The organism is Modestobacter sp. VKM Ac-2977, assembly GCF_026968045.1.
GTDB lineage: Bacteria > Actinomycetota > Actinomycetes > Mycobacteriales > Geodermatophilaceae > Modestobacter.
On record NZ_JAPVBQ010000003.1, the window covers coordinates 397,385 to 419,327 of the forward strand.

At 73.6% G+C, this 21,943-nt stretch carries 21 protein-coding genes; 13 read left to right on the forward strand and 8 right to left on the reverse strand.

What is annotated here, in order from left to right:
- Positions 1-156 precede the first annotated feature (156 nt).
- A complete protein-coding gene (locus O2V63_RS14665) occupies positions 157-1,782 on the forward strand; it encodes an acyl-CoA dehydrogenase family protein (RefSeq protein WP_269168298.1) in 1,626 nt (541 codons plus the stop codon).
- Between the two features lie 40 nt (positions 1,783-1,822).
- A complete protein-coding gene (locus O2V63_RS14670; RefSeq protein WP_269168299.1) occupies positions 1,823-2,212 on the forward strand; it encodes a hypothetical protein in 390 nt (129 codons plus the stop codon).
- Between the two features lie 15 nt (positions 2,213-2,227).
- On the opposite strand, the gene O2V63_RS14675 is transcribed toward O2V63_RS14670, so the two are convergent.
- Positions 2,228-3,499 (reverse strand): M18 family aminopeptidase, encoded by a 1,272-nt coding sequence (locus tag O2V63_RS14675; RefSeq protein WP_269168300.1) that lies wholly within the window; start codon positions 3,497-3,499, stop codon positions 2,228-2,230.
- 169 nt (positions 3,500-3,668) lie between these two features.
- On the opposite strand from O2V63_RS14675, the gene O2V63_RS14680 reads away from it, so the two are divergent.
- Positions 3,669-4,106, forward strand: coding sequence for a hypothetical protein (locus tag O2V63_RS14680; protein ID WP_269168301.1), 438 nt, complete (start codon positions 3,669-3,671; stop codon positions 4,104-4,106).
- A 5-nt stretch (positions 4,107-4,111) separates the two neighbouring features.
- On the opposite strand, the gene O2V63_RS14685 is transcribed toward O2V63_RS14680, so the two are convergent.
- Complete coding sequence (locus O2V63_RS14685; RefSeq protein WP_269168302.1) at positions 4,112-5,266, reverse strand: TIR domain-containing protein; 1,155 nt, start codon at positions 5,264-5,266, stop codon at positions 4,112-4,114.
- 1,055 nt (positions 5,267-6,321) lie between these two features.
- Between O2V63_RS14685 and O2V63_RS14695 the strand changes: the two genes are divergently transcribed.
- The 4 genes from O2V63_RS14695 to O2V63_RS14710 all read left to right on the forward strand — a co-directional run bounded on the left by O2V63_RS14695 (position 6,322) and on the right by O2V63_RS14710 (position 9,811).
- Positions 6,322-6,588: a hypothetical protein gene (locus O2V63_RS14695; protein WP_269162488.1), complete on the forward strand. Its 267-nt coding sequence runs from the start codon at positions 6,322-6,324 to the stop codon at positions 6,586-6,588.
- 34 nt (positions 6,589-6,622) lie between these two features.
- Complete coding sequence (locus tag O2V63_RS14700; protein WP_269168303.1) at positions 6,623-7,513, forward strand: AAA family ATPase; 891 nt, start codon at positions 6,623-6,625, stop codon at positions 7,511-7,513.
- Positions 7,503-8,615 (forward strand): vWA domain-containing protein, encoded by a 1,113-nt coding sequence (locus tag O2V63_RS14705; protein ID WP_269168304.1) that lies wholly within the window; start codon positions 7,503-7,505, stop codon positions 8,613-8,615. The genes O2V63_RS14700 and O2V63_RS14705 overlap by 11 nt, the downstream gene beginning before the upstream one ends.
- 74 nt (positions 8,616-8,689) lie before the next feature.
- Positions 8,690-9,811 carry an XdhC family protein gene (locus O2V63_RS14710; protein WP_269162493.1) on the forward strand — a complete coding sequence of 374 codons (1,122 nt, stop codon included), beginning with the start codon at positions 8,690-8,692 and terminating at the stop codon, positions 9,809-9,811.
- A gap of 80 nt (positions 9,812-9,891) precedes the next feature.
- Here O2V63_RS14710 and O2V63_RS14715 read toward each other — a convergent pair whose 3' ends face one another.
- The gene (locus O2V63_RS14715) at positions 9,892-11,298 is read right to left on the reverse strand and encodes a M20 family metallopeptidase (RefSeq protein ID WP_269168305.1); all 1,407 of its coding nucleotides are present in this window, start codon (positions 11,296-11,298) and stop codon (positions 9,892-9,894) included.
- Between the two features lie 120 nt (positions 11,299-11,418).
- Between O2V63_RS14715 and O2V63_RS14720 the strand changes: the two genes are divergently transcribed.
- Positions 11,419-12,030 (forward strand): MOSC domain-containing protein, encoded by a 612-nt coding sequence (locus O2V63_RS14720; RefSeq protein WP_269168306.1) that lies wholly within the window; start codon positions 11,419-11,421, stop codon positions 12,028-12,030.
- On the opposite strand, the gene O2V63_RS14725 is transcribed toward O2V63_RS14720, so the two are convergent.
- Positions 12,009-13,136, reverse strand: coding sequence for an NDMA-dependent alcohol dehydrogenase (locus tag O2V63_RS14725; RefSeq protein ID WP_269168307.1), 1,128 nt, complete (start codon positions 13,134-13,136; stop codon positions 12,009-12,011). The genes O2V63_RS14720 and O2V63_RS14725 overlap by 22 nt on opposite strands.
- 223 nt (positions 13,137-13,359) lie before the next feature.
- Here O2V63_RS14725 and O2V63_RS14730 point away from each other — a divergent pair, with 223 nt between their 5' ends.
- A complete protein-coding gene (locus O2V63_RS14730) occupies positions 13,360-15,258 on the forward strand; it encodes an L-lactate permease (protein WP_269168308.1) in 1,899 nt (632 codons plus the stop codon).
- A 34-nt stretch (positions 15,259-15,292) separates the two neighbouring features.
- Here the strand turns inward: O2V63_RS14730 and O2V63_RS14735 are convergent, their stop codons facing one another.
- Positions 15,293-15,688: a DUF3224 domain-containing protein gene (locus tag O2V63_RS14735; RefSeq protein WP_269168309.1), complete on the reverse strand. Its 396-nt coding sequence runs from the start codon at positions 15,686-15,688 to the stop codon at positions 15,293-15,295.
- Between the two features lie 65 nt (positions 15,689-15,753).
- Here O2V63_RS14735 and O2V63_RS14740 point away from each other — a divergent pair, with 65 nt between their 5' ends.
- The 3 genes from O2V63_RS14740 (at position 15,754) to O2V63_RS14750 (ending at position 19,177) form a co-directional block, all read left to right on the forward strand.
- Positions 15,754-17,157, forward strand: coding sequence for a bifunctional 3-(3-hydroxy-phenyl)propionate/3-hydroxycinnamic acid hydroxylase (locus tag O2V63_RS14740; RefSeq protein WP_269168310.1), 1,404 nt, complete (start codon positions 15,754-15,756; stop codon positions 17,155-17,157).
- Between the two features lie 9 nt (positions 17,158-17,166).
- Positions 17,167-18,381, forward strand: coding sequence for a cysteine desulfurase-like protein (locus O2V63_RS14745; protein ID WP_269168311.1), 1,215 nt, complete (start codon positions 17,167-17,169; stop codon positions 18,379-18,381).
- 82 nt (positions 18,382-18,463) lie between these two features.
- Positions 18,464-19,177: an Atu4866 domain-containing protein gene (locus O2V63_RS14750; RefSeq protein ID WP_269168312.1), complete on the forward strand. Its 714-nt coding sequence runs from the start codon at positions 18,464-18,466 to the stop codon at positions 19,175-19,177.
- Positions 19,178-19,188: 11 nt separating this feature from the next.
- On the opposite strand, the gene O2V63_RS14755 is transcribed toward O2V63_RS14750, so the two are convergent.
- Positions 19,189-19,974, reverse strand: coding sequence for a DUF389 domain-containing protein (locus tag O2V63_RS14755; RefSeq protein ID WP_269168313.1), 786 nt, complete (start codon positions 19,972-19,974; stop codon positions 19,189-19,191).
- Between the two features lie 62 nt (positions 19,975-20,036).
- Positions 20,037-20,507 (reverse strand): SRPBCC family protein, encoded by a 471-nt coding sequence (locus O2V63_RS14760; protein WP_269168314.1) that lies wholly within the window; start codon positions 20,505-20,507, stop codon positions 20,037-20,039.
- A gap of 156 nt (positions 20,508-20,663) precedes the next feature.
- Between O2V63_RS14760 and O2V63_RS14765 the strand changes: the two genes are divergently transcribed.
- Positions 20,664-21,215 (forward strand): hypothetical protein, encoded by a 552-nt coding sequence (locus O2V63_RS14765; protein ID WP_269168315.1) that lies wholly within the window; start codon positions 20,664-20,666, stop codon positions 21,213-21,215.
- Positions 21,216-21,269: 54 nt separating this feature from the next.
- On the opposite strand, the gene mftR is transcribed toward O2V63_RS14765, so the two are convergent.
- The gene (mftR, locus tag O2V63_RS14770) at positions 21,270-21,872 is read right to left on the reverse strand and encodes a mycofactocin system transcriptional regulator (protein WP_036335607.1); all 603 of its coding nucleotides are present in this window, start codon (positions 21,870-21,872) and stop codon (positions 21,270-21,272) included.
- Positions 21,873-21,943 lie beyond the last annotated feature (71 nt).

The window sequence follows — 21,943 nt, forward strand, 5'->3', positions numbered from 1 at the left end:
GTCCTCTCCGTCGTCGTGTCGGGCCCGCCGTCCGCAAGCCCCTCCGCGCCCTGCCCAGGGCTCGCAGCGCTGAACCCCGGGACGCCCGATCAGCCGATCCGGCGAACGGCCGTGGTCCACTCCTGGGAACCGGGACCACGTCGGCGAGGAGGCGCAGTGAGCAGCACGCACGAGGTCCTCAACCAGGCGCCGCCGCGGGTCGACCTGGACGAGTACTCGACCAACCCGGCCCTGACCGAGGCGGTCGAGCGCCACGGCGCCGGCTGGTCCGCCGAGCACCTCGCCGAGGTCGGGTCGCTCGTCGGACAGGCCGACTTCCAGCGGGACGCCGAGCTCGCCAACACCCACCCGCCGGTGTTCGCCGGCCACGACCGCTGGGGCAACCGGGTCGACGCGGTCGAGTTCCACCCCGCCTACCACCGGATCAGCGCCGCGGCGATCGCGCACGGCGCGCACACCAGCTGCTGGGCGGAGCCGCGGCCCGGTGCGCACGTCGCCCGGGCGGCGGCGTTCATGCTCTTCGCCCAGGTCGAGCCCGGGCACGCCTGCCCGGTGAGCATGACCCACGCCGTCGTCCCCTCGCTGCGGGCGGCGCCGGAGCTGGCCGACGTGTGGCTGCCCAAGGTCTTCTCCCGGGACTACGACCCCGAGCTGCGCGACCCGGCCACCAAGTCCTCGGCGGTCTTCGGCATGGCGATGACCGAGAAGCAGGGCGGCTCGGACGTGCGGGCCAACACCACCCGGGCGGTCGACGCCGGCGACGGCACCTGGCGGCTGACCGGGCACAAGTGGTTCTGCTCGGCCCCGCAGTCCGACGCGTTCCTGGTGCTCGCCCAGACCGGCACCGGCCTCTCCTGCTTCCTGGTGCCCCGCGTACTGCCCGGCGGGGACCGCAACGTGTTCCGCATCCAGCGGCTCAAGGACAAGCTCGGCAACCGGTCGAACGCCTCCTCGGAGATCGAGCTGGAGGACACGGTCGGCTGGCTGGTCGGGGAGGAGGGGCGCGGGGTCCGCGCCATCATCGAGATGGTCGGGCAGACCCGGCTGGACTGCGTCCTGGGCAGCGCCGCCGGCATGCGGCAGGCCGTCGCCGAGGCCGCCTGGCACACCCGGCACCGCCGCGCCTTCGGCGCGACCCTGATCGACCAGCCGGCGATGACCGCCGTCGTCGCCGACCTGCAGCTGGAGGCCGAGGCGGCCACCTGGACAGCGCTGCGGGTGGCCGCGGCGTACGACAGCGAGGACGCCGAGTCGGTCGCGTTCCGCCGGCTCGCCACCCCCGTGGCGAAGTACTGGATCTGCAAGCGCGGGCCGCACCACGCCTACGAGGCGCTGGAGTGCCTGGGCGGCAACGGCTACACCGAGGCCTTCCCGCTGGCCCGCCGCTACCGGGAGCAGCCGGTGATGGCGGTCTGGGAGGGGTCGGGCAACGTGATCGCCCTCGACGTCCTCCGGGCCCTGGCTCGCGAGCCGGAGTCGGTGGCCGCCGTCGACGAGGAGGTCGTCTCGGCGCTGGGCCGGCACCGGGCCTTCGACGCGCACGTGCAGGCCACCCGGGCGCTGATCGGCCGGGTGCAGGCCGACCCGGGGAGCGCCCCGCAGCACGCCCGCCGGGTCGTGGAGGCGCTGGCGCTCGCCCTGCAGGGCGCCGTCCTGATCCGGGAGGCGCCGGCCGCCGTCGCCGATGCCTTCGTCTCCGCCCGGCTCGGGGCCGACCGCAGCCTGGAGTACGGGGCGCTGGACCCCGGCCTGGACCTCGCCGCGATCGCGGCGCGCGCCTGACCGGGCCCGATCCGCCACCGCGCGCCCTATCCTCCGGCGCATGACCGGACGTCGAACCGCCCTGACCGCCGGCGCGGCCGGGCTGAGCGTGCTCGCCTGGGTCGCGTGGCTGGCCTGGGACCGGGAGTACCAGTTCGACCCGGAGACCAGCACGACCTCGGGCCCCTACGAGACGTGGCAGGTGGTCGGCTGCGTGCTGACGCTGCTGGCCGCCACGGTGCTGGCCGGGTGGGCGCGGCGGCCGCTGGTCGCGGCGCTGGTGGTGACCGTGCCGTTCACGCTCTGCTGGACGGTCGACGCAGCCCGCCAGGACGAGACCGGGCTCTTCATGGTGGGCGCCCTGCTGATCGCCGTGGGCCTGTTCCTCGGCTCGTTCCTGGTCGCGGTCGGGATCGGCCGGGCACCGGGTCGCCGTCGCATCGACGCCTGACCTCCCCCGGCGCGATCAGTCGGCGAAGCAGGCGGTCAGCGCGCCGACCATCAGCGGGACGTCGAGGGCCGAGGCCAGCTCGCGGGCCGAGTGCATGGCCAGCATGGGTGCGCCGACGTCGACGGTCGCGATGCCCAGCCGGGTCGCCGTCAGCGGGCCGATCGTGCTCCCGCAGGGCAGATCGGCGCGGGTGACGAACCACTGCACCGGCACCGACGCCTCCGCGCAGCGCTCGGCGAACCAGCCGCTGGTCACCGCGTCGGTGGCGTAGGCCTGGTTGGCGTTCACCTTCAGCACCGGCCCGCCGCCCAGCTGCGGCTGGTGGCCGGGCTCGTGCCGGTCGGAGCGGGTCGGGTGGACGGCGTGCGCCATGTCCGCCGAGACCAGCCGGGACTGTGCCAGTGCCCGGGGGAGCGCCTGCGGGTCACCGGCGTCCAGGACCGCCACCAGCCGGCGGACGACGTCCTCCAGGAAGCTGCCGCGCGCCCCGGACATCGAGCCGCTGCCCACCTCCTCGTGGTCGTTGGCGACCAGCAGCTGGGTGCGGCTGGTGGCCGCCGCGGCGATCAGCGCCGTCACCCCGGCGTGACAGCTGGCCAGGTTGTCCAGCCGCGGCGCGGCGATCCAGCTGCCGTCGGCGCCCGTGCGGCCGGCCGGCTGGGTGTCGGCGAGCACCAGGTCGTGCCCGACGACGTCCTGCACGGCCGCGCCCACCTCGGCGGCCAGCGCCTCCCGCAGGCCCGGCTCGGTGCCCAGGTCCTGGGACCAGACGGGCACCAGTTCCCGCTGCGGGTCCAGCTTCAGGCCGTCGCGCACGCTGCGGTCCAGGTGGATCGCCAGCGACGGCAGCCGCAGCGGCGCACCGGGCAACCGCACGAGTGCGGTGCCGCCGCCACGCAGCGCCACCCGGCCGGCCACGGTGAGCTCCCGGTCCAGCCAGGTGTGCCACAGCCCGCCGCCGTAGGGCTCGACGCCGACCAGCCGGTACCCGGCCTGCCGGACGTCGTTGCGCGGCCGCACCTTGAACGTGGGGGAGTCGGTGTGCGCGCCGACCAGCCGCAGCCCCGCCTCGGCCGGCGAAGCGCTGCCGACCCGGAACGCGATCAGGCTGCCGTGCCGGACGACGAAGTGCTGCCCGCCGGGGGCCAGCTGCCACCGGTCGGCCTCGGCGAGCTCGGTGAAGCCGGCCGCGCGCAACCGCCGGGCGAGCTCCGCGACGGCGTGCGACGGCGAGGGGGAGGTGTCGACGAAGGCCCGCAGGTCGTCACCGAGGGAGAGGTCCGGCATGGGCTCCATCTTGCTCGACGGGCTGGGGGCCTGGCCCAGCCCGTCTCTGAGCCGCCGGCAGGGCCAGGGAGACTGCCAGAGCCCGTACGTATGTTCGTCATGCGATGACGACGGCGATCCCACCGGGATTCCGGGGTGTGGCGCTCGACCTCTCCTTCACCGGCGGTGCGTGCGCGACGCGCGGGACGTCATCTCCTCTGATGAGGAGATGGATGCCCGGCTGCAGGGGGTGCAGCGGCGGCGGGCGATGGCCGCCACCGAAGAGGCCGAGCTGATCCTCGCCCTGGCCGGCCGGCGACCCGCTGCGCTGGACCCGGAGGGTCCCGGTGCCCGCCGGCCGGACTGGGCCAGTGAGGCAGGTGGCGCGGAGATCAGCGAGTTCTTCTTCGCGGAGCTGTCCGCGCTGCTCCCCTGGGCGAGCGGGCTGTCGGTGGCCCGGCTGGAGAAACGCGCCACCGAGGAATTGCTCCGCCTCGATGCGCAGCCGCCGACGATCGCCGGGCCGAAGCGGAGAGGACCGTCGACGTGCGGGTGTGCTCCTCCCCTACCAACGGGCGGTCGACGCTGCACGCTGCCCTGCGCGTGGCGGGGCCACCGCTTGCGCTAACCCCACTAGTCGTCAAGGCGCCCTGTCCCCGCGTCCTGGTGGACGAGGTCAGCGCTGTCGTTGGAATGCTCTTCCTCACCCCCCATGGCTTGAGTCGCTTGCGCTCGCCAGTTGCTAACTAGGGCGTTGCCCTCCACGGCGAAAGGGGACGATGAGTCGAACGCGTTTACGATCTCCCGCCATGTTCGACTCTTTTCTGCGTACTGTCGTTGCTTTGTGACCCTGGGACTTTCCGAGTCGGGCAGAGACTGGATTCTCTGGTAGATATCCTCAATGTCGTCAACAATTTCAAGCAGTAAGCGATGCTCCTCGGACGACTCCTTGGCGGCGCGAAACAGGGCGCTCATCAGGGGGTCTAGTTCCAATGCGAGGGAGTTGTAGTGTCGAGCCAGTTGCGCATGTCGTTGCGCGAACGGAAGGTTGGCGCGACCCAGCTCCTGCAAGACCGCTGGGACCGCGCCAGCACGGCCGGCACGGCGCAGTCGATCCATTCGCTGGTTGTATACAGTCAATTGTGCAAGGTATTGCGCTTCGGTCACCCGATCCTGCTCGACCGCTTCAATCAGTGTCGGCAATTTCGCCTTCACGGTCTCTAAGATGTCGTAGAAGCGCTGCTCCTCGGGGACTGGCGGCGCGTCAGATTCTTCCTGCAACTGCCGTTCGGTCACTCTGCGGGTGACCTCTACAAGGCGCTTGGCGACGGTGTTCAACTCTTCCCTGTACTCCGCCGACTCTGGGCCCTTCACTCGAAGTTCGCGCCAATCTGCGTACTGACTTCGCGAAGCTAGAGCTATTAATTCGTCCGGATTCTCGGAGCTGAAGTCCTCAATCTCCGCATATAGGATTGGGAGTAGCACGTCTGCAACTCCGCGGGCTTTGGCCTGAGCGTGGAATTCACGCAATTCCTTGCGGCACTCGTCCCGCTGGAAGTATCGGGGCGTCAGGACGGGGATTAGATAGGTGCTCGCGGCCAGGGAGCTGTCGATCCGCTCACGCCACAATTCCCCCCACTTCAGCTTCTTGTCGACGAACAGGTCAAGATCCCTCCCCGTGAGCAGGCTGTACTCATTAGCGATTCGGGAAGCAAGGTGAGTGATTCCACCCGAGTCGGCTTCGTCGTCTCTATGTGCGTAGCTCCAAAAAATTACTGCGTCGTTCATGTGGCCCCCGGGGTGCCCGCTCTGGGCGACTTAGGTGGAGCGCCGGACCCGTAGGGCCCGGCTACTTGACTTGAAGTAGCAACGTAGCTCGGGACCTGCCCGCTGCTTGTCCTGGGCTATCCCGGCGGCGGCGTCGCTGGTTGGTGCCCTCTTGTCGCGCGCACGGTCAAGGCGGCTGGTGTCGCTGGTCGGCTCGCTGCTGTGGCTGGTGGGGCCCTGGACCGTCTGGGGGTGCGGGTGTGGCGCACGCCCGGTCCGGCGGGTTCGTCAATCCGGAGCATGGTGCCTTGACGGAAGCGTGGGGGTCGTGGACGGCCTGGGCGGCCGCGGAGAAGCGGTGCGCGTAGCGCACACTGCACAGCCGTGCAGGGCCCCAGTTCCGGCGGGCCATCGCCTCTTGCGTGTGTGGGTAACCGGCTGCTGATGCCGAAGCAGCAGACCCTTCGGGGGCATAGGCGCCGGAACCGATCAGTCGCTGATCGGTTGCTCGGGAGGCCTTCGGTTGCCTCATCTGTTCTGTCTGCGTCCAGTTCGGCGGGCTGCTAGCGGCAGTCCTCCAGCTGGCGTCGCAGGCCGAGTGCCTTGCCTGTCTGGTCGCTGCTGATGTGCATAAATCGCGGCGGATCGAGGCGTCGACACGAGGGGTCATGTGAGGCGCAAATGAGGAACCTGTGGTGCCTGTGTCGCTCCCACCGCCGGCTCAAGCCTTCGCTCCCGGCTGGCACTTCCGCATCGCCGCCGACGGCGCCCTGCACGTCAGCACCCCCGACAGCGCCCTGCACGTCAGCACCCCCGACGGCATCACCAGGACCACCCGCCCACCCGGCCAACGACCACGAGCACCCCAGCGCCGCAACACCGACCCCTTTGTTCAGCCACTACTGGCCGACCCGGCCGACGGTCCACCGCCCTTCTGACCTGGCGCCGCCCGGCTGCTGTCCCCGTCCCGTGGGTGGTCGCCGCCCGGCTGTCCGTCGAGCTGTCCGGTTCCTGCGCAGGCTCACGCCCTCCGCCGTCCGGGCGTTTGGCTGGCGGCGCGCGGGTAGGTCGGGTGCATGGCCGACGACATCGAGATCGATGCCCAGGGTGAGCACGGCTACCTCGTGACCCAGCCGAGCGAGCTGGAGGACGTGCGCACCTGGTTCAAGGTGACCCCCGAGGTGATGGACCAGCTCGGCGCCGACGACGAGGAAGACGTGGTCCTGCGCACCGTGCAGTTCCTGCGCAGGCACCAGGACGTCGCCGACTTCCCGGAGGCCGTCGACCTGGAGGACGTCATCGCCAGCTACGACGAGTACCTGACGGTGATGACGGCGGACTGATCACCACCGGCGTGCGGATGGGATGCTGCGACCTGTGACCGAGCCCACGCTGCCCGCTGACCCCGCGGCGCTGGCCGCTGCGCTGGAGGACGCCGGCTACCTGCCCGACGAGGGCCTGGCGACGGCGGCCTACCTGGCGCTGGTGATGCACCGCCCGCTGTTCCTGGAGGGCGAGGCCGGGGTCGGCAAGACCGCGTTGGCCCGGGCACTCGCCGACGTCACCGGCCGGCCGATCTACCGGCTGCAGTGCTACGAGGGCCTGGAGGCCAGTCACGCCCTCTACGACTGGGACTTCGGCCGCCAGCTGCTGCACCTGCGCGCTGCCGAGGCCGCCGGTACCGCCGAGCGCGCCGAGGAGCTGGAGGCCTCGCTCTACGACCGCCGGTTCCTGCTGGCCCGCCCGCTGCTGCAGGCCCTGGAGGACTCCCCGTCGGTGCTGCTCATCGACGAGGTCGACCGGGCCGACGACGAGTTCGAGGCGTTCCTGCTCGAGGTGCTCAGCGACTTCACCATCTCCATCCCGGAGCTGGGCACGATCCGGGCGCAGACGCCGCCGCTCGTCGTCCTCACCTCCAACCGCACCCGCGAGGTGCACGACGCGCTCAAGCGCCGCTGCCTCTACCACTGGCTGGAACACCCCGACTTCGAGCGCGAGGTGGCGATCCTGCGCCGCCGGCTCCCGGACGTCACCGAGGAGCTGGCCCGTCAGGTCGCCCGCGCCACGGCCCGACTCCGTGAGCTCGATCTGCTCAAGCCGCCCGGGGTCGCCGAGGCGATGGACTGGGCGACCGCGCTGCACGCCCTCGGCGCCCGCGAGCTCGACCCGGACACCGCGGCCCGCACCCTCGGGGCGGTGCTGAAGTACCGGGAGGACACCGACCGCGTGCAGGCCCTCGCCCGGGGAGCGCTGTTCGGTGGCGGGTGAGCAGCGGGACGTCGTCACGACCGTGCTGGGGTTCGCCCGCACGTTGCGGCACGCCGGCGTCGACGCCTCCCCCGACCGGGTCGAGGCGATGCTCGCCGCGGTCGCGCACCTCGACGTCCTGGACCCCACCGCCGTCTACTGGTCCGGCCGGCTGACCCTCTGCGCCAGCCCCGACGACCTCGAGCGCTACGACGCCGGTTTCGCCGCCTACTTCGGGGGCGAGGCGCCGCGGGCCCGGCGGCCGTCGGGGGCGGAGGAGCAGCGGGTCGCGCAGTCCGCGCCGCTGCAGACCGGTGAGGGCAGCCAGGAGGGCGGGGAGCCCACCGAGCTGGCCACCCAGGCCAGCGGCGAGGAGGTGCTCCGGCACCGGGACGTCGCCGAGCTGACCGTGGCCGAGCGCGACCAGTTGCGCCGGCTGTTCGCCCTGCTGGTCCCGGCCAGCCCGATGCGCGCGTCCAGGCGCCGCAGCCCGTCGGCACACGGGGCGATCCACCAGGCGCGCACGGTGCGGCGGGCGCTGCGCGACGGTGGCGAGATCACCCGGCTGGTGCACCACCGGGCCCGCCCGCGCCCGCGCCGGGTGGTGCTGCTGATCGACGTCTCCGGGTCGATGAGCCCCTACGCCGACGCCCTCCTGCGGTTCGCGCACGCCGCCGTCCGCGCCCGGCCGGCCAGCACCGAGGTCTTCACCATCGGCACCCGGCTGACCCGGGTGACCCGCGAACTGCGGCTGCGCGACCCGGACAAGGCGCTGGCCGCCAGCGGTTCGGCGATCCCCGACTGGTCCGGCGGCACCCGGATCGGCGAGGTGCTCAAGGCGTTCCTCGACCGCTGGGGCCAGCGTGGCACCGCCCGCGGCGCGATCGTGGTGGTCTGCAGCGACGGCTGGGAGCGCGGCGGCCCGGAGCTGCTGGGCGAGCAGATGGCCCGGCTGGCCCGGCTGGCGCACGCCGTCGTCTGGGTGAACCCGCACAAGGGCCGGGCCGGCTACGAGCCGCTGACCGGCGGGATGGTGGCGGCGCTGCCGTCGATCGACTGCTTCGTCGCCGGGCACAGCCTGGCCGCCTTCGAGGAACTGGCAGGGGTGATCACGCGTGCTTGAAGGACCTCGGTCCCCTCACCACTCGCAAGCTCGCGGCGAGCCTCCGACCGAGGCCGACCGACAGGAGGACGCAGATGCGCGACGTTCTTGACGACCTGGTCGGGTGGTGGCAGGCGGGGGAGACCGTCGGCGTGGGCACCGTGGTGGGCACCTGGCGTTCCGCGCCGCGCCCGGCGGGGGCGTCGATGCTGGTCGGCCCGGACGGGACGGCGGTGGGCAGCGTCTCCGGCGGCTGCGTCGAGGGCGCGGTCTACGCGGAGGCGCAGGACGTCCTCGCCAGCGGCGAGCCCACCCTGGAGCGGTACGGGGTGAGCGACGACGACGCCTTCGCCGTGGGGCTGACCTGCGGCGGGATCCTCGACGTCTACGTGGAGGCGATCTCCCGCGAGTCCTTCCCCGAGCTCGGTGACGTGGCGGCGTCGGTGGGCGCGCACGAGCCGGTCGCCGTCGTCACCTGCGTCAAGGGCCCGGCCGACCGGCTGGGCAAGCGGCTGGTGCTCTGGCCGGACCGCGCCTCGGGCACGCTCGGCGCCCAGCGGCTGGACGACGCCGTCGCCGACGACGCCCGCGGCATGCTCGCCGCCGGCCGGACGGCGACCCTCACCTACGGCCACGACGGCGAGCGGCGCGGCGACGAGCTGACCCTGTTCGTCTCCTCCTTCGCCCCGCCGGCGCGGATGGTGGTGTTCGGCGCGATCGACTTCGCTGCCGCCGTCGCCCGGGTGGGGTCGTTCCTCGGCTACCGGGTGACCGTCTGCGACGCCCGGCCGGTGTTCGCCACCGCCCGCCGCTTCCCCGACGCCGACGAGGTCGTCGTGGAGTGGCCGCACAAGTACCTGCAGGCCCAGGTGGACGCCGGGGCGCTCGACGAGCGCACGGTGCTGTGCGTGCTCACCCACGACCCGAAGTTCGACGTCCCGCTGCTGGAGGTCGCGCTGCGGCTGCCGGTGGCCTACGTCGGCGCGATGGGCTCCCGGCGCACCCACGACGAGCGGCTGGCCCGGCTGCGCGAGGCCGGGCTGACCGAGGACGAACTGGTCCGTCTCGCCTCACCGATCGGGCTGGACCTGGGCGCCCGCACCCCGGAGGAGACCGCCGTCTCGATCGCCGCCGAGATCATCGCCGGCCGCTGGGGCGGCACCGGCGAGCGGCTGGCCGAGGTCGCCGGCCCCATCCACCGCACCGCCGACCGCTAGCAGGGGCCGAACTCGCGATCTTGGCCCCTGAGCCCGGGCCACCGAAATGGCCATTTTGGTGGTGGGTCCGGCCAGGTGGGTCAGGCCGGGTGGGACGGCGGGGGCCAGGCGGGGGCGAGCTCGGCGAGGTCCCACCACAGGCCGGCCATGACCTGCAGGGACTCCCGGACCAGCGCGATCGGCAGGTGCTCGTCCGGGGCGTGCTGGGCGCAGCCGGGATAGGAGTGCGGCACCCAGACCGTCGGCAGCCCGAGCACGTCGGCGAAGGCACCGTTGGGCAGCGACCCGCCCAGGTTGGGCAGCAGCGCGGGCCGGACGCCGGTGGAGCGCTCCAGGGAGGCGAGCGTCCAGGCGACCCAGGGGTCCTCCGGGTCGAGGCGGGTGGCGGCCATCGCGAGGTCCTGGCTGACCTCGACCGCACCGAAGCCGGCCGCGGCCAGGTGGGCGCGCACCCGGTCGGCCACCGAGCCGCCGTCCGTGCCGACGACGAAGCGCAGCTGGCAGTGCGCCCGGGCATACGGCGGGATGGCGCCGACCGGGGCGTCCGGGTCGCCGGCGGTCATCGCCAGCACCTCGAGGGTGTTCCAGCCGAACAGCCGCTCGCTGGGCGTCAGCCCGGGCTCGCCCCACTCCGGGTCGATGGCGGGTGCGTCCGGCCCCTGGTCCAGCGGCACGTCCAGCAGCGCGCGCCGCACCGGCTCGGGGACGCCGTCCGGGCGCAGGCCCTCGACCAGCAACCGGCCGCGGCCGTCGACCAGGCTGGCCAGCGCGTTGGCCAGCACCGTGGCCGGGTTGGTGAGCACGCCGCCCCAGTTGCCGGAGTGGTGCGCCGCGGCACGGGCGCGCACCGACAGCGTCAGGTTCACCGCGCCCCGGGTGCCCAGGAAGACCGTGGGCCGGTCGGCGGCGACCCGCGGGCCGTCCGAGCCGATCAGCAGGTCGGCGGCGAGCTCGTCGCGCAGCTGGTCGCAGACCTCGTCCAGGCCGGGGGAGCCGAACTCCTCGCCCATGTCCAGCAGCAGCGTGACGTTGTAGCCCAGCCGGCCGTCGCGCACGGCGAGCACCTGCTCCAGCGCGACCAGGTTGACGCTGTGCTGGCCCTTGTTGTCGGCGACGCCGCGGCCGTACCAGCGGTCGCCCTCGACCACGACCTGCCAGGGGTCGAGCCCTTCCCGCCACTGCTCCGGGTGGGCGGGCTGTACGTCGCCGTGGCCGTAGGTGAGCACGGTGGGCAGGCCGGGGTCCTCGACCCGCCGCGCGACCAGGAAGGGGTGGCGGGGTGAGACCGGGTTCTCCACGATCCGCGCGGTGAAGCCCAGCCGCTCCACCAGCGGCACCATCTCGGCGGTCAGGTACTCCCGCAGCACCGGCTCGCGGGCGGGGTCGGCGCTCTCCGTGGGCAGCGTGACCCGGCGGGCCAGGTCGGTCAGGAAGACGCCGGAGTCGAGCTGCTCGGCGGCACGGTCGAGGGCGGTCTGGCGGTCCACGCCCGCAGCCTTCCCCACCGGTCGCCCTCCAGGGGCCAAAGTCGCGACTCTGGCCCCTGGGCCCCACCACCGAAATGGCCATTTCGGTGGTCGAGGGAGTCGAGGGGGGACGATCGACGGGTGACGGACGACGACCTGCCGTACCGCTACGACGTCGAGGTCGTCGGGCTGCTCGCCTCCCCGGCGCACCGCTGGGACGGCCGGCCCGACCCCGCCCTGGCCGGACCGGTCGAGCGCACCGACCGGGTCGAGGTGCGGGCCGGGCTGGGCATCGTCGGCGACCGCTACTTCGGCCGGCCCGCCCACCGGGACGCCTCGGTGACGGTGCTCGCCGCCGAGGGCCTGGAGCGGCTGGCCGGCGAGCTGGGCAGCGCGCCGTGGGACCCGCTCGCCGCCCGGCGCAACGTCGTCCTGCGGGGTGCGGAGGTCGAGGTGCTGCGCGGGCAGCCGTTCAGCCTGGACTGCGGGGAGGGGGTCGTCGTCCTGGCCGGTGGGCGGCCGGCGAACCCGTGCGCCTGGCTCGACCTCGCACTCACCCCCGGCGCACACCGCGGGCTCCGCGGGCGGGCGGGGGTCCGCTGCGCACCACGGTCGGACGGCGTGCTCCGGCTGGGCCCGGCCGTGCTGCGCGCCGCCGTCCCGCTGGACCCGGCGCAGGCGGGTGCCGCCGTGCGGCCCGCGCCCCGTCCGCCGACGGGGCGCGGGCTCGGTCAGCGGTCGGCGTCGGTGTAGACGACCATCCCGCGGATGTTCTTGCCGTCGCGCATGTCCTGGTACCCCTGGTTGATCTCGGCCAGGGAGTACTTCTGCGTCACCAGCCCGTCGAGCTTGAGCTGACCTGCCTGGTAGAGGGCGAGCAGGGCGGGGATCTCCGCGCGCGGGTTCGCGCCGCCGAAGATCGCGCCTTGCAGGTCCTTCTGCAGCAGCGTGAACTCGAACAGGTTGAGCTTCACGTCCATGTTGGCCGCGTTGCCCATGCCGGTGACGACGACCCGGCCGCCCTTGCCGATCATCGAGACCGCGGCCTGGACGTCCTCCCCCTGGATGTCGCCGACGGTGATGATCGCCTTCTCGGCCATCCGGCCCCAGGTCATCTCGTTGACCACCGGCGTGGCCTCCTCGATGGTCGAGAACACGTGGGTGGCGCCGAAGTCCTTGGCCCACTGGTGCTTCGCGGCGACCGGCTCGATCACCACCACGCGCAGCGCCCCGGCGGCCGCGGCGCCCTGGATCGCGTTCATCCCCACGCCGCCGGCGCCCATGATCACGACCGTCTCGCCCGGGCGGACGTCTGCCACCTTCGTCGCCGAGCCCCAGCCGGTGGTCACGCCGCAGCCGACCAGCGCGGCGACCTCCAGCGGGATGCTCGGGTCGATCTTGATCACCGACGCCTCGTGCACGGTGATGTAGGGGGCGAACGTGCCCAGCAGGCACATCGGGACGACGTCCTTGCCGCCGGTCTGCACCCGGTAGGAGCCGTCGGATATCGACGTCCCGGCGAGCAGGCTGGCGCCGAGGTCGCAGAGGTTCTGGTGGCCGTTGGAACAGGGCGGGCACTGCCCGCAGGCCGGGATGAACGCGGTGACGACGTGGTCGCCGACGGCCAGCCCGGTGACACCGGGGCCCACCTCGGTCACGACGCCGGCACCCTCGTGCCCGCCGAGCACCGGGTAGGAGCCGACCGGGGTGCCGCCGGTGACCAGGTGCTCGTCGGAGTGGCACAGCCCGGAGGCCGTGAGCTCCACGGTGACCTCGTTGGCCCGGGGGTCCCCGATCTCGATCTCCTCGATCGACCACTCCTGGCCGATTCCCCACAGGATGGCGCCCTTGGTCTTCAACTCATGTCCTCCAGGTCTGCTGCGACCACGTCGTCGTTGATGTGGTCTCGCTCACAGCGTGCGGAGGTGGGTGGGCGTCGTCAAGGCGGGATGGCGGGGATCGCGGCTGGGCGGCGCTCCGCGACCGTGTGCGCAGGGGTGGCGGGCAACCGTGCGGTGCGTCACAGTGCAGCAACTCCGCACGCCCTCGATGGTGCGGACACTGCCGACGAGAGGCGTCAACGTGGACAACCTCGCTGTGCTCAGCCTGCTGGCCCTGCTCCCGATCCTGGTGGTCGGCGTGCTGCTGGCCGGCCTCCGGTGGCCCGCCAAACGAGCCATGCCGATCGGCTTCGTGGTGGTGGTGCTCGTCGCTCTGTTCGCCTGGGAGATGAGCCCCACCGCGATCGCCGCATCGGCGGTCCAGGGGCTGCTGCTGGCCCTCACGCTGCTCTACATCGTCTTCGGTGCGCTGCTGCTGCTGGAGACCCTCACCAAGAGCGGCGCGATGGCGACCATCCGCGCCGGCTTCACCAGCATCAGCCCGGACCGCCGGGTGCAGGCGATCATCATCGGCTGGCTGTTCGGCAGCTTCATCGAGGGCGCGTCCGGCTTCGGCACCCCTGCTGCCGTGGTCGCCCCGCTGCTGCTGGCGCTGGGCTTCCCGGCCATGGCCGCGGTCATGGTGGGCCTGATCATCCAGAGCACGCCGGTGAGCTTCGGTGCCGTCGGCACGCCCATCCTGGTCGGCGTCAGCGGCGGGCTGACCGGGTCGGACGCCGTCGAGGCGCGGACGGAGTTCCTCGGCATCGAGTTCCCCGAGTTCCTGGAGCGGATCGGTTTCCAGGTGGCCGCCATCCACGCCACCATCGGCACGCTCATCCCGCTGATCCTCGCCTGCATGCTGTGCGGCTTCTTCGGCGAGCGGAAGCGGTTCGCCGACGGCCTGGCGATCTGGCCGTTCGCGCTCTTCGCCGCCTTCGCGATGACCGTGCCCTACGTGACCGTCGCCGCGGTGCTCGGGCCGGAGTTCCCGTCGCTGCTCGGCGGCCTGATCGGCCTGGTCGTGGTGATGTTCGCGTCCAGCCGGGGCTTCCTGATGCCGAAGGAGACCTGGGACTTCCCGGCTCGGCAGCGGTGGGCGACCAACTGGATGGGCAACCTCTCCCCGGAGGACGAGAAGGACGTCGCCGGCAAGAAGATGAGCATCTGGCTGGCCTGGACGCCGTACGTCATCGTCGCCGTCCTGCTGGTGCTGAGCCGGACCATCGACCCGGTCACCGAGTTCCTGACCACCGGCTGGCGGGTCGTCACCGTGGACGACATCTTCGGCACCGGCATCGCCCAGGCGCTGCAGATGGTCTACCTGCCCGGCTTCCTGTTCATCCTCACCTGCCTGATCACCTACGCCATCCACCGGATGCGGCCGGCCGACATCGCCGCGTCGTGGAAGGTGGCCGGCAGCCAGCTGGCCGGTGCGGCGGTGGCGCTGCTGTTCGCGCTGCCGCTGGTCCGGGTGTTCATCAACTCCGGGGCCGACTTCAACGACTCCGGGCTGGCGTCGATGCCGCTGACCTTGGCCGAGGGCGCGGCGTCCATCGCGGGCGACACCTGGCCGGCCTTCGCCCCGTGGATCGGTGCGCTGGGGGCGTTCGTCGCCGGGAGCAACACGGTCAGCAACCTGATGTTCTCGCTCTTCCAGTTCTCCACCGGTGAGCAGATCGGGGTGACCCCGGAGACCGTCGTCGCCACCCAGGCGGTCGGCGGCGCGGCCGGGAACATGATCACGGTGCACAACATCGTGGCGGCGTCGGCCACCGTCGGCCTGATCGGGCGGGAGGGCGACCTGATCCGCAAGACCGTCCTGCCGACGATCTACTACTGCCTGATGGCCGGTGGCATCTCGCTGGTGCTGATCTACGGGTTCGGGGCCAACCTGAGCACGCTGTGGCTGGCCGTCCTGCTGGTGGCGATCGCCGCACTGATCATCGCGATGCGGCGGTCGCCCGGGAAGCCGAACAACGAGCTCGTCGACACGGCCGGGTCGCCGGCGGACAGTCCCACGACCGGCCGCGCGCCCAGCGACGGCCGGGACCACACGGACATGGTCCCCGACCCCAACCGGACGCCCGGCGAGCCGTGACCCGTCGGCACCCCGCCCCAGCCGGGGCGGGGTGTCAGTCGGGCAGGACGACGTCCAGGGTGAGGAGCTCGTGGGCGACCGTGCCCGTGCCGCTCAGCCCGGCCAGCGCGGCGGTGCCCGAACCGGCGACCACCCGGGCCCACTGGGTGGTCGCCACGCCCTGGCCCATGGCGGCGCCGTGCTCCAGGACGAAGCTGCCCCGCCGGCCGGCGAGGGCGCCGGTGATCCGCTCCTGCGCCACGTAGGAGGCGCCGTGCTCGCCCTGGGTGGTGAGCGCGTGGCCGGTGGCCGAGCCGGTGAGGTTGTCGCCCTGGTAGGTCTTCACCAGCACGACCCGCGCGGTGGCCGGCGCGCCGGGCTCGGCGGTCTCCGGGTCGGGGACCGCGTCCCAGGTGTCGATGGTGAACGGCGCGGTCAGGTGCAGGTCCATGCCCGGCATCCTGGCCCGTGGCCTGCCGTCTGTCCTGGGGTCGGGCCACGGGCAGACTCATCGCCGTGACGGTCGTGGTGGTCGGTGCCGGACCGGTCGGGGTGACGGCGGCGCTGCTGCTGGCCCGCCGGGGCATCGACGTCCTGGTGCTCGACCGCCACCCGGCCGCCTACCCGCAGCCGCGGGCGGTGCACCTGGACGACGAGTCGCTGCGGGTGCTGCAGGCCGCCGGCGTCGCCGAGGCGTTCGCCGCGGTCAGCCGGCCGATGGCCGGGCTGCGCCTGCTGGACGGCGAGCACCGCACGCTCGTCGAGTTCGGGCGGGGGGACGGCGAGCACGGTTGGCCGCAGGCGTCGATGTTCAGCCAGCCCGACCTGGAGGCGGTGCTGCGCGACGCGCTGGCCGCCGAGCCCCGGGCCGAGCTGCGCGGCGGGGTCGAGGTGTTGCACGTGGAACAACCCGGACCTGTCCGGCTCACCGTCCGCGACCGGGCCACCGGCGTCGAGGAGGAGCTGGTCGCCGACGCCGTGCTGGGCTGCGACGGCGCGAACAGCACGGTGCGCCGGCTGATCGGGTCGTGGATGTGCGACCTCGGCCCGGCCGAGCGCTGGCTGGTGGTCGACCTGGCCGCCGACGCCCCGCTGGACGTCTGGCCCGGGGTGCACCAGGTCTGCGACCCGGTCCGCCCGGCGACGTTCATGCCGATCGCCGGCGACCGGTACCGCGCGGAGTTCCGGCTGGCCGCGGGGGAGTCCGCCGCGGACCTCGATCTCCCGGCGCAGCTCGGCCGGTTCGGGGCGCAGGGGTGCACCGTCGTCCGGAGCGCGGAGTACACCTACGCCGCCCAGGTGGCCGACCGCTGGCGCGACCGGCGGGTGCTGCTCTGCGGCGACGCCGCCCACCTGACCCCGCCGTTCATCGGCCAGGGCCTCGGCCTGGGTCTGCGGGACGTGCACCAGCTCGCCTGGAAGCTGGCGGCGGTGCTCGACGGCGCGGACGACGCCCTGCTCGACACCCACCAGGCCGAACGGGCGCCGCACGCCCGGGCGCTGATCCGGGTCGCGGTGCTGCTCGGCCGGCTGATGACCGGTGGGGGCGACCGGGCCGTGCTGGTGCGCCGGGCGGTGCTGACCGCGGTGCGCAGGCTGCCGCGGCTGGCCGCCTTCGCCGCCGCCAGCCGGACGCCGCCGCTGCGTCGCGGGCCGCTGGTGCGCCGGCCCCTCGTCGCGCCCGGCTCGCCGGTCGGGTCGCTCGTGCCGCAGCCGCCGGTCCCTGGCAGCCCGCGGCTGGACGACCTGCTCGGCCCCGGCTGGGCGGTGCTCACGGCCGGCGGGCCGGTGCCCGATGACTGGCCGGGTCCCGTCGTGCGGGCCGACCAGCTCGGCTCGCCGGAGCTGGTCCGCTGGCTCGGCAGGCGTTCGGTGCTGGTGCGCCCGGACCGGATCGTGGCCGCCGTCGCCCGCGGCTAGCGTGGCCGGATGACCGCCATCGGGCCCTTCGACGTCGCCGCACTCCGCGCCCACTTCCCCGCCCTCACCGACGGTGCCGCGCACTTCGACGGCCCGGGCGGCTCGCAGACGCCGGACGTCGTCGCGCAGGCGGTCGCCGCCACGATGACCCAGCCGATGGCCAACCGCGGCTCGGTCACCCAGGCCGAGCGCAACGCCGACGCGGTGGTGCGGGAAGCCCGGCAGGCGGTCGCCGACCTGACCGGCGGGGATCCCGGCGGCGTCGTCTTCGGGCGCAGCGCCACCGCACTGACCTACGACCTGTCCCGGGCGCTCTCCGCCGGCTGGGGGCCCGGCGACGAGGTGGTCGTGACCCGGCTGGACCACGACGCCAACATCCGTCCCTGGGTGCAGGCAGCCGAGGCCCGGGGCGCCACGGTGCGCTGGGCCGACTTCGACCCGCCCACCGGCGAGCTCGACCCCGCGACCGTCGGGGCACTGCTGTCCGAGCGCACCCGGCTGGTCGCCGTCACCGGCGCCTCCAACCTGATCGGCACCCGCCCCGACGTCGCCGCGATCACCGCGCTGGCGCACGAGGCCGGGGCGCTGACCTGGGTGGACGGCGTGCACCTGACCGCCCACGCGCCGGTCGACGTCACCGCGCTGGGGGCCGACTTCTTCGTCTGCTCGCCCTACAAGTTCCTCGGCCCGCACTGCGGCTGCCTGGTCGCCGCACCGGAGCTGCTGGAGACCCTCCACCCGGACAAGCTGCTGCCCTCCAGCAACGCCGTCCCGGAGCGGTTCGAGCTGGGCACGCTGCCCTACGAGCTGCTGGCCGGCACCACGGCGGCGATCGACCTGCTCGCCGCCCAGGCCGGCCCCGAGGGCGACCGCCGCAGCCGGCTGGTGGCCGCGATGGCCGCCATCGAGCAGCACGAGGACCGGCTGCGGGAGCGGATCGAGGACGGCGTCCGAGCCCTGCCCGGGGTGACCGTGTGGTCGCGCGCCGCGCACCGCACCCCGACCCTGCTGCTCACCTTCGCCGGCCGCAACGCCGCCGACGCGTACCGCTCCCTGGCCGAGCGCGGCGTCAACGCCCCCGCCGGCTCGTTCTACGCGCTCGAGGCCAGCCGCCACCTCGGGCTGGGCGACACCGGCGGCCTGCGGGTCGGGCTGGCACCGTACAACGACGACGCCGACGTCGACCGGCTGCTGGCCGGGCTGCAGGAGTTCCTCGCCTCCTGACCGCGCCCGCCGACCCTGGGTACACCGCACCCAGGTCCGGCGCGGCCTGGATGGCCCTCGGTCGGGCCCACAGGGTCGTGGCATGACCACGACACACCAGCTGAGCGACGACGTCCTCCCGGCGCTCCTCGCCAACCAGGCAGGCGGGCACCGCCCGCTGCTGTTCACGCACGCGACGGTGCGCACGATGGACCCCCTGGTCGGCGACCTGACCGACGCCGACGTGCTGCTCCGCTGCACCGAGATCGTGCGGGTGGGGCCGGGCCTGCACACCGCCGCTGAAGAGGACGACGCCCTGGTCGTCGACTGCACCGGGTTCACGATCGCGCCGGCGGTCATCGAGACCGGGGCAGTGGCCGGGCAGCGGGACCGGGTCGGCAGCCTGACGCCGGGCGACCCGGCCACCTTCGGCGTGGTCCCGTCCGCGGACACCCGGCCGGTCGAGCAGCTGGTCTGGTACACCGCCGGCGCTGCGGCGATCGTGGCCGACGGCGTCGTCCAGCGATGGAACGGGCGCCGGCTCGCCGCCCCGATCGACGAGACGGGCCCGGGCCGCGCCCCGGCCGACAGCCCGCATCTGGGGACGTGGGTCGACGAGACCGGTCTCATCCACCAGGAGCTGACCGCCGACGGCCGGTACGACGAGACCCGGGGAGGCCGCCCGCACGCCTACCAGGGGGCGTTCTGGCTCAGCGGGGACCGCATCATCTACCGTGACGACCTCGGCTTCTGGGCCTACGGCCGGTTCTGCGACGGCCTGCTCCACCACGGCGGGTACGTCTTCCGCCGCCGCTGACCACCCACGGGTCAACGGGGGTTCTGGACGGCCCCGGCGTCGGACGTGACCCCGGCGTTCGGAGGCGTCTCGGAGACCGTGCCGGTCGACTGGGCCCAGGCCAGCAACAGGCCCACGACCAGGACGACGACCACCGGGACCAGCGCCAGCGGCCGCAGCCCCCGTCGTCCCGCGGAGAAGAGCAGCGCGACGATCCCCATCCCGACGATCAGGCCGACGTTCATGCCGAGCAGCAGCAGCCCCCCGAGTGCGGGGGCCAGCTCGCCGACGTGCACCGCGATCGCCGACGCACCGACGGCGGGGACCAGGGCCAGTGCAGCGACGGTGCCGATGAGGGTGTCGGTCTTCTCGCCGGCCTGGGCGGTCGTCCCGGCCAGGCCGGCAGCCACCGCGGCGGCCATGGACCACCAGCCGGGGTGGACGCGCTCCTGCAGGAGCGGCTGTTCCATCAGCACGGCGTCCGGGGCGACGACACCCAGCGCGGTCATCACCGCGGTGGTGGCCCACGCGGCGGCGAAGGCCACCGCGAGGCCGATCAGCGCGACCCGCAGGCCGCGCCCGGCCTCGCCGCGACGATGCGCCACCAGCGCGAACGGGACCAGGGCCAACGGGGGCATCAGCGGCGCCACGATCATCGACCCGATCAGGATCGGGACCGAGTCCGACAGCAGCGCGACCGAGGCGAGGACCCCGGACGTGGCCATGAACAGCAGGTAGCTGCCGGACAGCTGGACCTGGGACGCGATCTTGTCGACCGTGTCGTGGTCCATCAGGCGCGGGAGCGGGGGTGCGGGCACGTGGTCATCCTGGGCCGGGGGAGGGCACCTGGCAGGTCCGGGGCCCCGCAGTGGCCTGGAGGTCAGCGCGGCTCGGCCTCCGCGATGGCCTTGAGGGCGGCGAGCGTGGCCGGGATGCCCGCGTGGGCGGCGTGGGTGCGGTCGTCGATCTGCTGCTGGGCGTCGGCGCCGTACCGCTCGGCGAAGAACTCCTGGCCGGCGGGGAGGAACTCCCAGGACTCGGTCAGCCGGGTGCCGCCCGCGACCGGCTCCATCGTGAAGCCCCACCGCACCAGCTTCCCGCCGACCAGGAAGGCGAACTCCCGGCCGGGCTCGGCGGCCACCACCTGGCTGCGGGTCTCCCACGTCCGCCCGGGCACCTCGTTGCGGCCGGTGAACCAGGCACCCACCTCGGCCGAGGCCCCCTCGTCCCACCAGCAGGCGGTGCAGATGGGGCTCCACTCGCCGGTCCGGGTCACGTCGGACACCAGCGCGTAGAGCTCCTCGGGCGAGGACCGGACGACGACGGAACCGGAGTGGGTCAGCGCGTTCACCGAGGCAGTCTCGCAGTGCTCCGCCGGTGTGTCGCGACGCCCGGCGCGTGGAAGCAGGACCGGCGGGTACCGCATCCCTCGTGCAGGGCGGTGACGGGTGCCTCAGCAGGCTCCCTGATCGCTGACTGCGTCCACCACGATCCGAGGAGCCCCGCGATGGCCCGCAACACCCTGTCCCGTTCCCTGCACGACGTCGGCCTCGCCGCCTGGTTCGGCGGCACGCTCGCCAACGCCGTCGCGCTGAACCCCGCCTCCGGCGAGGCGGGCAGCGCCCGCGCCACCGGCGCCGTCGCCAACGCCGGCTGGAACCGGTGGACGCCGGTCAACGCCGCCGCCATCGGCGCGCACCTGATCGGCAGCGTCGGCCAGCTGCAGGCGAACAAGCAGCGCGTCGCCCAGCAGCAGGGCGTGAAGGCGATGTCGACGGCCAAGACGGCGCTGACGGCGGCCGCGCTCGGCGTCACCGCCTACAGCCGGCTGCTCGGCAAGATCGTCGACCAGGGCGGCGCCACCCCGTCCAAGCGCGCCACCAGGCCCTCCAAGCGGGCCCGCGGCGAGGTCGCGGCCGCGCAGATGCGGCTGGACCAGCTGCAGTGGGTGATCCCGGCCATCACCGGGGCGCTCGTCGTCGTCAGCTCCTACGCGGGGGAGCAGCAGCGCCCGTCCGAGGTGCTGCGCGGCGTCACCGTGAAGCCCGCGACCGTCTGAGCCGAGCCGGGGGCGCGGGAGCAGCTCGACTGCCCCGCGCCCCCGGCTGCCCGGTCAGCCGGGCAGCCGCAGTGACGGGAAGCCGGCGGCCAGCTCGTCGAACGCCTGGTGCAGCGCGGTGCCCAGGGTGATCCGGCCGTCGGCCAGCCACAGCTCGAAGGCCGTCGTCGCGGCGGCGCGGGTGCTCGTCGCGACCAGCCGCGGCACCAGCGCATCCGGCGCCACCCCGGTCCGCCGCGCCACGTGCGCGGCGACGACCCGGTCGACGTCGGCGTAGCGCACCTGGGAGTGCGCCAGCAGCGCCGGCTCGGTCAGGATCAGCCGCATCCGCTGGCGCAGCATCGGCAGGTCGGCCGGTGCGTAGTCGTTCACCTCGACGTAGGCGGCGTAGACCGAGGCCAGCACCGGCTGGTCAGCCGCAGCGGCGGCGAGCATCCCCTCCAGCCGGACGACGTGGCCGTCGAACTGGCCCCAGACCGCGTCGGCCTTGGTGCCGCAGTGCCGGAAGAAGGTGCGCCGGCTGATCCCGGCGGCGTCGGCCACCTCGTCGATGGTCACCGCCTCGAACCCCTGCGCGGTGAACAGGTCGAGGGCGGCCTGCTCGATCCGGGCGCGGGTCTCCTCGCGGGCGTCGGCCGCGACCATCGTCTCGGTCACGGTCCCCATCCTGCTCCCCGGCAGCGCGGTGACCCCCCGGCGCCGCGCTCAGCGGTCGCAGCGCTTGCCGG